10 protein-coding genes and 2 tRNA genes are annotated in these 13,269 nt (G+C 67.4%); 8 read left to right on the top strand and 4 right to left on the bottom strand.

The genetic code is table 11. From position 1 onward, the window contains the following. Positions 1–143: 143 nt before the first annotated feature. Positions 144–1,322, bottom strand: a complete 1,179-nt coding sequence (locus AB5J53_RS17475; protein ID WP_369246577.1) for an acyltransferase family protein — start codon at positions 1,320–1,322, stop codon at positions 144–146. Between the two features lie 624 nt (positions 1,323–1,946). On the opposite strand from AB5J53_RS17475, the gene AB5J53_RS17470 reads away from it, so the two are divergent. After that, complete coding sequence (locus AB5J53_RS17470) at positions 1,947–2,141, top strand: hypothetical protein (RefSeq protein ID WP_016435177.1); 195 nt, start codon at positions 1,947–1,949, stop codon at positions 2,139–2,141. 172 nt (positions 2,142–2,313) lie between these two features. Here AB5J53_RS17470 and AB5J53_RS17465 read toward each other — a convergent pair whose 3' ends face one another. Then, positions 2,314–2,634 (bottom strand): winged helix-turn-helix transcriptional regulator, encoded by a 321-nt coding sequence (locus AB5J53_RS17465; protein WP_369252290.1) that lies wholly within the window; start codon positions 2,632–2,634, stop codon positions 2,314–2,316. 169 nt (positions 2,635–2,803) lie between these two features. On the opposite strand from AB5J53_RS17465, the gene AB5J53_RS17460 reads away from it, so the two are divergent. Then, positions 2,804–3,502 (top strand): SDR family NAD(P)-dependent oxidoreductase, encoded by a 699-nt coding sequence (locus AB5J53_RS17460; RefSeq protein WP_369246576.1) that lies wholly within the window; start codon positions 2,804–2,806, stop codon positions 3,500–3,502. 214 nt (positions 3,503–3,716) lie between these two features. Here the strand turns inward: AB5J53_RS17460 and AB5J53_RS17455 are convergent. Then, positions 3,717–3,790: transfer RNA gene (locus AB5J53_RS17455), tRNA-Gly, on the bottom strand. 154 nt (positions 3,791–3,944) lie between these two features. Between AB5J53_RS17455 and AB5J53_RS17450 the strand changes: the two genes are divergently transcribed. The 5 genes from AB5J53_RS17450 (at position 3,945) to clpX (ending at position 8,902) form a co-directional block, all read left to right on the top strand. After that, positions 3,945–4,021: transfer RNA gene (locus AB5J53_RS17450), tRNA-Pro, on the top strand. Between the two features lie 203 nt (positions 4,022–4,224). Beyond that, positions 4,225–5,625 carry a trigger factor gene (gene tig, locus AB5J53_RS17445; RefSeq protein WP_369246575.1) on the top strand — a complete coding sequence of 467 codons (1,401 nt, stop codon included), beginning with the start codon at positions 4,225–4,227 and terminating at the stop codon, positions 5,623–5,625. A 422-nt stretch (positions 5,626–6,047) separates the two neighbouring features. Next, positions 6,048–6,656: an ATP-dependent Clp protease proteolytic subunit gene (locus tag AB5J53_RS17440; RefSeq protein WP_362018419.1), complete on the top strand. Its 609-nt coding sequence runs from the start codon at positions 6,048–6,050 to the stop codon at positions 6,654–6,656. A 118-nt stretch (positions 6,657–6,774) separates the two neighbouring features. Further along, entirely contained in the window at positions 6,775–7,455 is a 681-nt protein-coding gene (locus AB5J53_RS17435; protein ID WP_369246574.1) for an ATP-dependent Clp protease proteolytic subunit, read from the top strand. Positions 7,456–7,615: 160 nt separating this feature from the next. Then, complete coding sequence (clpX, locus tag AB5J53_RS17430) at positions 7,616–8,902, top strand: ATP-dependent Clp protease ATP-binding subunit ClpX (protein ID WP_189185069.1); 1,287 nt, start codon at positions 7,616–7,618, stop codon at positions 8,900–8,902. Between the two features lie 527 nt (positions 8,903–9,429). Here the strand turns inward: clpX and AB5J53_RS17425 are convergent. Beyond that, a complete protein-coding gene (locus tag AB5J53_RS17425; protein WP_369246573.1) occupies positions 9,430–10,371 on the bottom strand; it encodes a hypothetical protein in 942 nt (313 codons plus the stop codon). Positions 10,372–10,507: 136 nt separating this feature from the next. On the opposite strand from AB5J53_RS17425, the gene AB5J53_RS17420 reads away from it, so the two are divergent. Next, on the top strand, positions 10,508–13,132 hold the full coding sequence (locus tag AB5J53_RS17420; protein WP_369246572.1) for a valine--tRNA ligase: 2,625 nt from the start codon (positions 10,508–10,510) through the stop codon (positions 13,130–13,132). Positions 13,133–13,269: the final 137 nt, after the last annotated feature.

Here is a 13,269-nt window from a genome sequence, read left to right as displayed (position 1 = left end):
TGCGCGGGAAGCGCACGGAAGTGCGGCCGGGCACGGAAGTGCGGCCGGGCAGGGAAGGGTGGATGGGCACAGGTAGCCGGGCACAGAAAAGTGCGGGCACGTGAGAACACGGGCCCGCACTTCAAAACCGGTCAGGTACGTGGCTAGGCCTTGGCCCTCGCCCGCTCCCGGGCCAGCTCCGTCGCGTCCCGCTTGAAGGCCCACTCCATCCTCGGCTCCATCGCGAAGCGGAAGATCCGCTGGACGGGCACTGTGCACAGCGCGGTGACCAGCGCGGCCGCGAGGACCGTCACGAAGATCTCGCCGAGCGGCTTGTGCAGCCACGGGTGGTCGAACCAGCCCCAGTACTCGGAGGCCTTGACCAGGAAACCGTGCAGCAGATAGCCGTACAGCGTGCCCGCGCCGAGCGCAGTGAACCAGAAGGAGCGCCGCGGCACCCAGGCGAAGAAGCACGCGGTGAGCAGCAGCGAGCAGCCGAAGAGCGCGAGTGTCATCACGGCACCGGCCCACCACGGGGCGCCGAGATTCTGCGCCGCGTCGCGGTGGTAGAACCACGCCGTGTTCATCCGCGGCACCGCCCAATAGCCCACGACCAGCGCCGTCGCGAAGATCGGCACCGACAGGATCCGCACCTCACGGCGCCGCACCAGCTGGAAGTGCTCGGGCTTCATGAACAGGCCCATGACGAAGAACGGCAGGAACTGCAGCACGCGCTGGAGGTCCAGGTCGTCGCCGATGTCCGGGGAGACGGACGCGAGCACCGCGACGACGAGCGCCAGCGGAAGAGGCCAGCGCACCAGCTTCCACAGCGGCGTCGTCAGCCGCCAGACGAAGAGGGCAACCAGGAACCAGGTGAGGTACCAGGGGTCGAGGAGGGTGATCGCCTGGCTCGGATCGCCGCCGGCCCAGCGATCGAAGAGGGAGTACGCCGTCTCGAAGAGGATGTACGGCACGGCGACACCGGTCACCAGCCGCTTGAGCCGGTCGGGGCGCATGTCGAAACTGCGCGAGAAGTAGCCGGAGATGATGATGAAGGCCGGCATGTGGAAGGTGTACACGACCGTGTACGCCGCTTCTATGATGCGACTCTGGCCCTTCAGCGGCTCCCACGCGTGCCCCATGGCCACGAGCACGATGGCCAGGTACTTGGCGTTGTCGAAGAAGGCGTCGCGCTGCTTGGCGGGCTTGGCACCCGATGCGGCGGCATCGGTGGCCGCTCTGGGGGTTTGAGGTGAGCGCGGACTCGGCACTCCCTCCGCCGGCTGCTGTGCCGGGGGGAGCGGCGCTCTGTGGTGGCCGTGCGGTCGGAGCGAGTTCGTCACAGGCCCTCCCACCAAGAACTCGGGGAGACGATCCTGGACCTCGCTGCGCATGCGGGGGACGTGGCGGCGTGGAACATCTGAGGCACCCTAGCGTTGTCTATGCGTCTTCGTAAAACGCTCGACGTCATTCCTGCTTATCGCCTGCGAGTACCCAGGATTTGAAGATGTCTGCTTGTCGGGTCGCAAGTGGTTCCGCATACCGATTTGCTTACCGTATGGGGCAGTTCTGTCCCCATACATCCCGACTAAATGGTGCATAAGGCTCGCGGGCGACTCTGGTGATATGTCCGGTTCATTGGCCTTTAGTTACCCGTCTACAGAGTCTTCGATGTGCCTGTGGCAACAATTCGAATTACCTGCGAACAGGATGTGTGGACATGGCAACGGTCCCTCTGAATTTCCGTTGTCGGACCCGTGCGGGTGCACTCTCGAATTGCCGTGCGGAGTCCCGCCGTTGGTCCGCGCCGAGGCGGTGCGGGTGTACAGGTCCGGCGTGTCCATGGCCGACGATGCGTCACCCGCCGCATACGAAAGCCTGGTTGGTGGCACGATGGTTCTGGCGGGGGTGTGAGGGGTTGCACCTCCGGGCCGGGAGAGCGGACCGACCGTAGGGTGTGATCAGTTGTGGCCATTTCGCTGTCAGTGGTGCTGCTGTTGGCGATCATCCTTGTGGTGTTGATCCGAGGAGGATCGATCAAGGCGGGACCTGCCATAGTCGCGGTGCTCTTCGGCTTCTTCCTCGCGTCGACCGGCATGGCTCCGTCCATCAACCGGTTCCTGAACTCGATAGCGGAGACGATCAACTCGATCAGCTTCTGAACGGGACGGGATGGCACGCATGCGCTCGTCGCGCTTTCGACGGGCGCCGGGGGATGTGGAACGGGGGAGCCGACGCGCTCACCGGGACTGGGTTCCTGCTGCCCGCCGTCACGCCCCGCCGGCGCTGAGTGGGCCGAGGGCCCAGGCTGTGCCCGACACGGCCAAAGTCGCTTCAGCGGGCGTCGTAGCGTCGGCGGGATTCCTCGATCTCGTCGTTGTGGTCGGTCGCCCACTGTACGAACGCGTAGACGGTCTCGCGGAGGCCTTCCCCCAGCGGGGTCAGCTCGTACTCCACGCGCGGCGGAACCGCGGGGTAGACGGTCCTGGTGAGCAGCCCGTCGCGTTCCAGATGGCGCAGGGTGAGGGTCAGCATGCGCTGGGAGATGCCGGGGACCTGGTCACGCAGGGCGCTGAAGCGCAGTGGGCCCGCCGCGAGGATGCCGATCACCAGCACGGACCACTTGTCGCCGACGCGGTCCAGGGTCCGACGGATGCCGGCACCGTTGTCCGGCCATGCCGCACAGGGGTGCGGCGGGACGAACCTGGGGGCGCCGTGGCTATCACCGGTGTCACTACCGAACGCAGATGTGCCTTTTGTGAAGGTCTTCGTACGTCAGTATCGTGCGGTTACGCACAAAGCGTAACCATGAAGGGGACCTCCCTTGTCCTCGTCCACCATCGCCGTCGTCGGTGCCGGAGCCAACCTGGGCCTCGCCATCGCCCGCCGCTTCGGCGCAGCCGGTCACCCCGTCGCCCTGATCTCCCGCAACCAGGCCAAGCTGGAGGCCCTCGCCGCCTCCCTCTCCGACGAGGGCATCACCGCCCGCGCCTACGCGGCCGACGCCACCGACGAGAAGGCCCTGACCGGCACACTCCAAGCGGCCGCGGACGAGCTGGGCCGCATCGGCGTTCTCTCCTACAGCCCCGCTCCGGTGTGGGACCACTCCGGCGGCGGCCTGATCGACATGGTCGCCATGGGCATCACCAGCACCCTGGAGACCACCCCCGCCTCCGCCCGCGCCCAGTTCGACCTCGTCGTCGGCGGCGCCCTGACCGCCGTCGCCAACGTCCTGCCCGCGATGCGTGAAGCCGGCGACGGCGCCCTGCTGTTCACCACCGGCCGCTCGGCCATCACCCCCATGCCGATCCTCGGCAACGCCGGCATCGCCCAGGCCGGCCTGCGCAACTGGGCCGGCGCCGCACACACCGAACTCGCCCCCCAGGGCGTCTACGTCGGCCACATGTGCGTCGGACTGCCGATCCTGCCCGGCAGCGGCGACGGCGACCCCGCCGCCATCGCAGACCGCTGGTACCACCTCAGCCGCGCCCGCGACACCTTCGAGACCACCATCGGTTTCTGATCCCACCGCCCGCGCCCGGACGGGATGGCAGCACCTCGCGCACGCCACTACGGGCCGGTACTCGCGAACGGCGCCGCCTCCATCCCTGGAGGCAAAGAAGAAGCAAGGTCGAAAACCCGAGGGGCACGCGGGGGACACGGCGGACTCAAGATGCCCCCGGAAACGACTCAGGGCCAGGCAGAGGATCGAACCTCTGGCCTGGCCCTACGTCTTTTGGAGCGGGCGACGGGAATCGAACCCGCGTAGCTAGTTTGGAAGACTAGGGCTCTACCATTGAGCTACGCCCGCGAGCAGGTCGCGCCGCAGGTCAGTGACCGCGGCACAGGAGGCATCGTAGCGGGTCGTACGCCTTCGACGCACACCCCGTTTCCGTGCCGCACGGGCGCTCGGGAAATGCGGCAGCCCCACTGCCTGCGGGCATGTACCCTACGTGTCGCACCGACGGGGTGTGGCGCAGCTTGGTAGCGCGTCCGCTTTGGGAGCGGAAGGCCGTGGGTTCAAATCCCGCCACCCCGACCACCAGCCGGAACCCGCCAGGGTTCCGCGCGTCGCAAGATCACCTTTTGGGGCGTGTACCGCCTGCGGTTACTATGCAAGCTGCGCGCCCGTGTGTCTGCACTGTTACGTCTCTCAAGGGCCGCGAATCCGCTTAAGGCTCTGCCCGACCCGGCAGAAGCACGCAGCAGAACCCCCAAGAAGTCAGCCCCCAAGGAGACCGAACCGTGAAGAGCGCCGTGGAGACCCTGAACCCGACCCGGGTTCGGCTCAGCATTGAGGTGCCCTTCGAGGAGCTCAAGGACAGCCTCGACGCGGCGTACAAGAAGATCAACCAGCAGGTCACGGTGAAGGGGTTCCGGAAGGGCAAGATCCCGGCGCGCGTCATCGACCAGCGGTTCGGTCGCGGCGCCGTGCTCGAAGAGGCCGTCAATGACGCGCTCCCGAAGTTCTACACCGAAGCGGTCAACGAGGCTGAGCTGAACGTCCTCGGCCAGCCCGAGGTCGACATCACCGAGCTGAAGGACGGCGAGACGCTGAACTTCACCGCCGAGGTCGACGTCCGCCCGACCATCGAGATCCCGGACTACTCCGGCATCGAGGTCGAGGTCGACGCCATCGCGGTCAGCGACGAGGACGTCGAGAAGGCCGTCTCCGACCTGCGCGAGCGCTTCGCGTCGACCTCTCCGGTCGAGCGCGCCGCCCAGGACGGCGACGTCGTCACCATCGACCTGGAGGCCAAGGTCGACGGCGAGGTCCTCGAGGACGGCATCGCCAGCGGTGTCTCCTACACCATCGGCTCCGGCGAGCTGCTCGACGGCATCGACGACGCCGTGACGGGCCTGGAGGCCGGTGGCGAGGCCACCTTCGCCTCCGAGCTCAAGGGCGGCTCCGCGGCCGGCAAGGAGGCCGAGGTCACCGTCAAGGTCACCCAGGTCGCCGCGCGCGAACTCCCCGAGCTCGACGACGACTTCGCGCAGCTCGCCTCCGAGTTCGACACCCTGGAGGAGCTGAAGGCGGACAGCCGCAAGCGCCTCGAGAACATGAAGCAGTACGACCAGGCCACGCAGGCCCAGGAGCGCGTCCTGGAGAAGCTGCTCGAGCTGGTCGAGGTGCCCGTCCCCGAGAAGCTGCTCGAGGACGAGATCAACACCCGTAAGCACAACCTCGAGCACCACCAGCTCGGCCAGATGGGTCTCGACCTCGCGAAGTACCTGGAGATCCAGGGCAAGACCGAGGAAGAGTTCGACGCCGAGACCAAGGAAGCCGCGGTCAAGGGCATCAAGACGCAGTTCGTCCTGGACGAGCTCGTCAACAAGGAGAAGCTGAACGTCAACCAGGAGGAGCTCACCGAGCACCTCATGCGGCGCGCTGCCTCCTCCGGCATGTCCCCCGACCAGTTCGCCCAGGCCGTCGTCGAGGGCGGCCAGGTCCCGATGCTCGTCGGCGAGGTCGCCCGCGGCAAGGCCCTCGCGGTCGTCGTCGAGGCCGCCACGGTCAAGGACACGAACGGCGAGATCGTCGACCTCGAGGACGAGGACGAGACGGAGACGGCCACGGAGGTCGCCGCCGAGGTCACCGAGGGTGAGGCCGCCGACGGCTCCGCCGAGGAGACCACCGAGGCCTGATCAGCCTCGCTGTACAGCTGGACGGGGCTCCCGGGGACACCGGGGGCCCCGTCGGGCTTTTGGGCGCGGGCTGTGACATCTGCGGCTCCGCCGCGTGGGCGCGAGCAACCCCCGCCAAACCCGCAGACGCGTCTGCCAGGGGCGCTCTCTCGGCGAATGCGGCCTTTCGTGGGCTGATCGCGCGGTTCCCCGCGCCCCTTGCGGGGCGCGCCCGGCGGGGCGCCCGACCTGCGCTCACAGCGAACAGTTCCTTCTGCGGGATTCACCGGAGGGACCCGCGCGTTAGGGTCCATGAATACGAGGGCAGGGGAGTCCCCGAAGCCGCCCGAGCGGTGTTGGACCGGGGTCCCACGCCCCCAGCAGAAGACGTGAGACGGCCCGGCGCCGTCGTAAGACGAGCAGGTGGATACGTGACGAATCTGATGCCCTCCGCCGCCGGCGACCCCTCCATCGGTGGTGGCCTCGGCGACCAGGTCTACAACCGGCTGCTCGGCGAGCGGATCATCTTCCTCGGCCAGGCGGTCGACGATGACATCGCCAACAAGATCACGGCGCAGCTGCTGCTCCTTGCTTCCGACCCGGACAAGGACATCTACCTCTACATCAACAGCCCCGGCGGATCGATCACGGCCGGCATGGCGATCTACGACACCATGCAGTACATCAAGAACGACGTGGTGACCATCGCCATGGGCATGGCGGCCTCGATGGGCCAGTTCCTGCTCAGCGCCGGCACCCCCGGCAAGCGCTTCGCCCTGCCGAACGCCGAGATCCTGATCCACCAGCCCTCCGCCGGCCTCGCCGGCTCCGCGTCGGACATCAAGATCCACGCCGAGCGGCTGCTGCACACCAAGAAGCGGATGGCGGAGCTGACCTCCTTCCACACCGGACAGACGGTCGAGCAGATCACTCGTGACTCGGACCGCGACCGCTGGTTCGACCCGATCGAGGCCAAGGAGTACGGCCTCATCGACGACATCATGCCCACCGCTGCCGGTATGCCGGGCGGCGGCGGCACCGGGGCGGCGTAAGCCCCTCAGCGCCCTCCAGGGCGGCGCAGGGCTTCTCCACCGCCCCCAGGGGCGGCGCGAGCCGCCCAGCGCCCCCAGCCGACCGCCTCAGCCCTTATCAGGCTCTTCAGGAGACACAGTGAACGACTTCCCCGGCAGCGGCCTCCACGCCCGCACGCAGGCCGAGTACACCGGTCCTCGCGCGGAGTCCCGCTACGTCATCCCGCGCTTCGTCGAGCGCACCTCGCAGGGCGTGCGTGAGTACGACCCGTACGCGAAGCTCTTCGAGGAGCGCGTGATCTTCCTCGGCGTGCAGATCGACGACGCCTCCGCCAACGACGTCATGGCGCAGCTGCTGTGCCTGGAGTCGATGGACCCCGACCGTGACATCTCGGTCTACATCAACAGCCCCGGTGGCTCTTTCACGGCCCTCACGGCCATCTACGACACGATGCAGTTCGTGAAGCCCGACATTCAGACGGTCTGCATGGGCCAGGCGGCCTCGGCCGCCGCGATCCTGCTGGCCGCCGGTACGCCGGGCAAGCGCATGGCGCTTCCGAACGCCCGTGTGCTGATCCACCAGCCCTACAGCGAGACCGGCCGCGGCCAGGTCTCGGACCTCGAAATCGCCGCGAACGAGATCCTCCGGATGCGCGCGCAGCTGGAAGAGATGCTGGCCAAGCACTCGACCACGCCGATCGAGAAGATCCGCGAGGACATCGAGCGCGACAAGATCCTCACCGCTGAGGACGCGCTCGCGTACGGCCTGATCGACCAGATCATCTCCACCCGCAAGATGAACAGTTCCGCGATCGTCTGACGTATCGCTGTATCGTCTGCCGCTCCTTGGCGTGGTTCACGACAAAGTGAACCACGCCAAGGGGGGCCCGAACGGGGGGCTCGGCAAGGTACCGTCGGACATAAGGCAGCACCAGGAGCCGCTGGACCTAGGCGTCTCCCAGGCGAAGGGGAAGCACACCGTGGCACGCATCGGTGACGGCGGCGATCTGCTCAAGTGCTCGTTCTGTGGCAAGAGCCAGAAGCAGGTCAAGAAGCTCATCGCAGGCCCCGGTGTGTACATCTGCGACGAGTGCATCGATCTCTGCAACGAGATCATCGAGGAAGAGCTCGCGGAGACGAGCGAGGTCCGCTGGGAGGAGCTCCCGAAGCCCCGCGAGATCTACGAGTTCCTCGAGGGGTACGTGGTCGGCCAGGAGTCGGCCAAGAAAGCTCTCTCGGTCGCGGTGTACAACCACTACAAGCGGGTCCAGGCCGGCGAGAACAGCACGGGTCAAAATCGCGACGACGCCATTGAATTGGCGAAGTCCAACATCCTGCTGCTGGGCCCCACGGGCTCCGGCAAGACACTGCTCGCCCAGACCCTGGCCCGCATGCTGAACGTGCCGTTCGCCATCGCCGACGCGACGGCGCTGACGGAGGCTGGGTACGTGGGCGAGGACGTGGAGAACATCCTGCTCAAGCTCATTCAGGCGGCCGACTACGACGTCAAGAAGGCCGAGACGGGCATCATCTACATCGACGAGATCGACAAGGTGGCTCGTAAGAGCGAGAACCCGTCGATCACGCGAGATGTGTCGGGCGAGGGCGTCCAGCAGGCCCTCCTCAAGATCCTCGAAGGCACGACGGCGTCGGTCCCGCCCCAGGGCGGCCGCAAGCACCCGCACCAGGAGTTCATCCAGATCGACACGACGAACGTCCTGTTCATCGTGGGCGGCGCCTTCGCGGGCCTGGAGAAGCTCATCGAATCCCGTGCCGGCGCCAAGGGAATCGGCTTCGGGGCGACGATCCGCTCGAAGCGCGAGCTGGAGTCCAAGGACCAGTTCGAGGACGTCATGCCCGAGGACCTGGTCAAGTTCGGCATGATCCCCGAGTTCATCGGCCGCCTCCCGGTGATCACCTCGGTCCACAACCTGGACCGCGAGGCCCTCCTCCAGATCCTGGTCGAGCCCCGCAACGCTCTGGTGAAGCAGTACCAGCGCCTCTTCGAACTCGACGGCGTGGAACTGGACTTCGAGCGCGAGGCGCTGGAAGCCATCGCCGACCAGGCCATCCTCCGCCAGACCGGCGCGCGCGGCCTGCGCGCCATCATGGAGGAAGTCCTGATGTCGGTGATGTACGAGGTCCCGTCCCGCAAGGACGTGGCCCGCGTCGTCATCACCGCGGACGTCGTCCACTCGAACGTGAACCCGACGCTGATTCCGCGGGATGCCCGCGGACGGGGCCCGGGCGAGCAGAAGACGGCGTAGCCGGTTCCCTTACGACGGAGGGGGCGCCCAGCGGATTCCGCTGGGCGCCCCCTCCGTCGCTGCATGCCCGGATCAAGCCACGTCGAGGTCGGTCACTTGTGCGACGCCGGCTTCGGGTGATCTTCTTGATCACCGCGAGGCCGACCACCTCGCGGCAAGTGAAACGGGAGGCAAGAACACGAGGATGAGACGCGCGTTCACAGCACTGTCCGTGGTTGCTGCGGCGGCCATCACGCCGGTCGTGGTGGCGACATCAGCACAAGCCAATCAGAGCACCTGCGTGAACTACATCGGCAACCACGGGTACTTGGTTGGACCCAAGGTGAAGACGGCATGCAGTCATGGTGCGATTGACGTCGGGCTCGGCAAGGCCTGGAACCCCAATTGCCTCAACCAGCTGATACAGATACACGTCAGCCCGGCAGACGCACAGGGGGCGTGCGTACGAGCCTGACGTCGGCCCGTACGCGCCATGGGCGCCCAGCAGACTCGCCGGGCGCCCATGGGCGCGAACTGCCGTGCAGTCGTCAGATCTTGACGCGGACTTCCTTGCGGAACTTGGCCGTGAGGTCGGCCCCCGCGCTCAGGTCGGCGCTCTTGCCCGTCATGGCGTTGGCCACATCGGCCTGGATGATGACGCCCAGGGTGCTGTGGTCACCCCAGATGCACACCGGCATGCTGATTTCCTTGGGTCCGGCCGAGGAGCTGGAGGAGGACGAGTCGCCCTTGTACTTGATCTCCTGGCACTTCAGGACCGCGCCGTCCAGGCCGGCGGGGGTGAACGCCTTGGGGCTGCCGACGATTTCACCCTCGTCGCTCTTGGTGTCCTTCTTCATCTCGGCGAACATGGCGTCGACGACCGACTCAGGATCGTCGATCTCGCCGTACACGCCCATGAAGTTGATCGCCTTCACGGTCAGCGGACTGGTCTCCTCGTCCCCCGACTGGTAGCCGGCGTGAACGTCCTTGGCGTTCTTCACGCCGTGCTTCTCGGCGTCCTTGACGTCGTTCTCGTCGAAGCCGCCGCTGTCGGCGCTGTTGTCCTTCTTGTAGTCGGTGAGCACCGTCGCCGGAGTCGTCAGCTTGTGCGGACCGTCGTCGGCGACGTCGGAACCCCCACCCCCGCCGATCACGAAGTACGCCCCCACCGCGATCGCTGCCACGACGGCGACGGCGCCGATGATCAGGCCCGTCTTCTTCTTGCCGCCGCTCGGGGCGGGCGGCTGCGGCACGGCGCCGTAGGGCTGCTGGCCGTACGCGGGCTGCTGGCCGTAGGGGGGAGTCTGCGGCGGGACACCCTGGGGAGCCTGCTGGGGGTAGCCGTAGCCGGGCTGCGCGGGGGGAGCCTGCTGCGGGTAGCCGTAGCCGGGCTGGGGGGCCTGCGGCTGCTGGCCGTAGGGGCCCGGCTGACCGTACGGTCCGGGCTGCTGGGGCTGCCCGCCGTACGGGCCCGGCTGGTTGTAGCTCATTACTGGGTTCCCCTCCAGATGCTTATGTGTTCCTGACATCCTGGCGCACAGGTCACCCGGCCAGGCTCCCGGGGGCCTCACCGTTACGAAAGAATCGCGTTTCGGGACAGGGCGGTGACGCCCCTAAACTGACCCCGTGACCGACAACGCTCAGCAGCAGCCATCAGCGCCCCACACCGAACTGCCGACCCAGTACGCGCCGGCCGACGTAGAGGGGCCGCTGTACGAGCGCTGGGTAGAGCGCGGTTACTTCGAGGCCGACGCCAAGAGCGACAAGCCTCCGTACACCGTCGTCATCCCGCCCCCGAACGTCACGGGCAGCCTGCACCTCGGGCACGCATTCGAGCACACCCTCATCGACGCCCTTACGCGCCGCAAGCGCATGCAGGGTTACGAGACGCTGTGGCAGCCCGGCATGGACCACGCCGGTATCGCCACGCAGAACGTCGTCGAGCGGGAGCTCGGCAAGGAGGGCAAGTCCCGGCACGACCTGGGCCGTGAGGCCTTCGTCGAGCGCGTCTGGCAGTGGAAGGCCGAGTCCGGTGGGCAGATCAGCGGACAGATGCGCCGCCTCGGCGACGGCGTCGCCTGGTCTCGTGAGCGCTTCACCATGGACGAAGGGCTCTCGCAGGCCGTTCAGACCATCTTCAAGCGGCTCTACGACGACGAGCTGATCTATCGCGCCGAGCGCATCATCAACTGGTGTCCGCGCTGCCTGACCGCCATCTCCGACATCGAGGTCGAGTACCAGGACGACGACGGCGAGCTCGTCTCCATGAAGTACGGCGACGGGGACGACACCATCGTCGTCGCCACCACGCGTGCCGAGACCATGCTCGGTGACACGGCCGTCGCCGTTCACCCGGAGGACGAGCGGTACAGGCATCTGGTCGGCAAGCTCATCAGGCTGCCGCTGACCGACCGTTCCATCCCGGTCGTCGCCGACGAGCACGTCGACCCCGAGTTCGGCACGGGCGCCGTCAAGGTCACCCCGGCTCACGACCCTAACGACTTCGAGATCGGGCAGCGGCACGACTTGCCGGCCATCACGATCATGGACGAGCACGCGGTCATCACCGCCCACGGCCCCTTCCAGGGCCTGGACCGGCTGGAGGCCCGCTCCGCCATCGTCGCCGCGCTGCGCGCCGAGGGCCGGATCGTCGCCGAGAAGCGGCCGTACGTCCACAGCGTCGGCCACTGCTCGCGCTGCAAGACCACCATCGAGCCGCGCCTGTCCATGCAGTGGTGGGTCAAGGTCGGCCCGCTCGCGAAGGCCGCCGGTGACGCGGTCCGCGAGGGCAAGGTCAAGATCCATCCCCAGGAGATGGAGAAGCGGTACTTCGACTGGGTCGACAACCTCCACGACTGGTGCATTTCACGGCAGTTGTGGTGGGGGCACCGCATTCCGGTCTGGTACGGCCCGAACGGCGAGGTCGTCTGCGTCGGTCCCGACGACGAGGCTCCGACCGGCGAGGGCTGGCATCAGGACACCGACGTCCTCGACACCTGGTTCTCCTCCGGTCTTTGGCCGTTCTCCACGATGGGCTGGCCCGAACAGACCGAATCGCTCGCGAAGTTCTACCCGAACTCCGTCCTGGTCACCGGCTACGACATCCTCTTCTTCTGGGTCGCCCGGATGATGATGTTCGGCCTGTACGCGATGGACGGCACCCCGCCGTTCCACACCATCGCCCTGCACGGCATGGTCCGCGACCAGTTCGGCAAGAAGATGTCGAAGTCCTTCGGCAACGCGGTCAACCCGCTGGACTGGATGGACAAGTACGGCTCCGACGCCCTGCGCTTCACGCTCGCCCGCGGCGCCAACCCCGGCGTCGACGTCCCGATCGGCGAGGACTGGGTCCAGGGCTCCCGCAACTTCGCCAACAAGATCTGGAACGCCACGCGCTTCGCGCTGATGAACGGCGCGACGATCGAGGGCCCGCTGCCCTCGCCCGAGCAGATGTCGGCCACCGACCGCTGGATCCTGTCCCGGCTCAACTCGGTGGTCTCCGAGGTCGACGCGCTGTACGACGACTTCCAGTTCGCCAAGCTGTCCGACGCCCTGTTCCACTTCGCGTGGGACGAGGTCTTCGACTGGTACGTCGAGCTGTCCAAGACGACGTTCATGGGCGGCGGCGAGCCCGCGAAGGTCTCCGGCCGGGTCCTCGGTGAGGTCCTGGACGTGACCCTTCGTCTCCTCCACCCGATCGTCCCGTTCGTCACGGAGACCCTCTGGACCACCCTCACCGGTGGCGAGTCGGTCGTCGTCGCCGACTGGCCGACCGACAGCGGCTTCCGCGACGCCGCCGCCGAGCGCGAGATCGACACGCTCCAGCAGGTCATCACGGAGGTCCGCCGCTTCCGTGCCGACCAGGGCCTGCAGCCCGGCCAGCGCGTCCCGGCCCGGCTGACCCTCGACGGGACCGCGCTGGCCCCGCACGAGGCGGCCATCCGCCAGCTGCTGCGCCTGCAGCCGGAGGGCGAGAGCTTCTCGGCCACGGCGACGCTGCCGGTCGCGGGCGCCACGGTCGCGCTCGACCTGTCCGGCACGATCGACGTCGCCGCGGAGCGCAAGCGCCTCGCCAAGGACCTCGCCGCCGCCGAGAAGGAGAAGGCCCAGGCGAACGCCAAGCTCGGCAACGAGGCGTTCCTCGCCAAGGCCCCGGACCACGTCGTGGAGAAGATCCGCACGCGGCTCGCCAAGGCGGACGAGGACATCGCCCGCATCAAGGCACAGCTGGACCGCCTGCCGGAGGCGTAGCCGCCGGTTGTACGTGTGCGAAGGCCCCCGGAACCTCCATGGTTCCGGGGGCCTTCGTCCGTCGTACGACCGCGTCGGTGGCGGTTCGGTTCCACGTCAGGGCGGCGACGGTCCTCGTGGCGCATATCACTCCATTG

This window comes from Streptomyces sp. R41, from assembly GCF_041053055.1.
In the GTDB taxonomy this organism is placed as follows: Bacteria; Actinomycetota; Actinomycetes; order Streptomycetales; family Streptomycetaceae; genus Streptomyces.
Note: the sequence above shows the minus strand (reverse complement) of the source record. Positions and strands in the feature narration are given on the sequence as shown.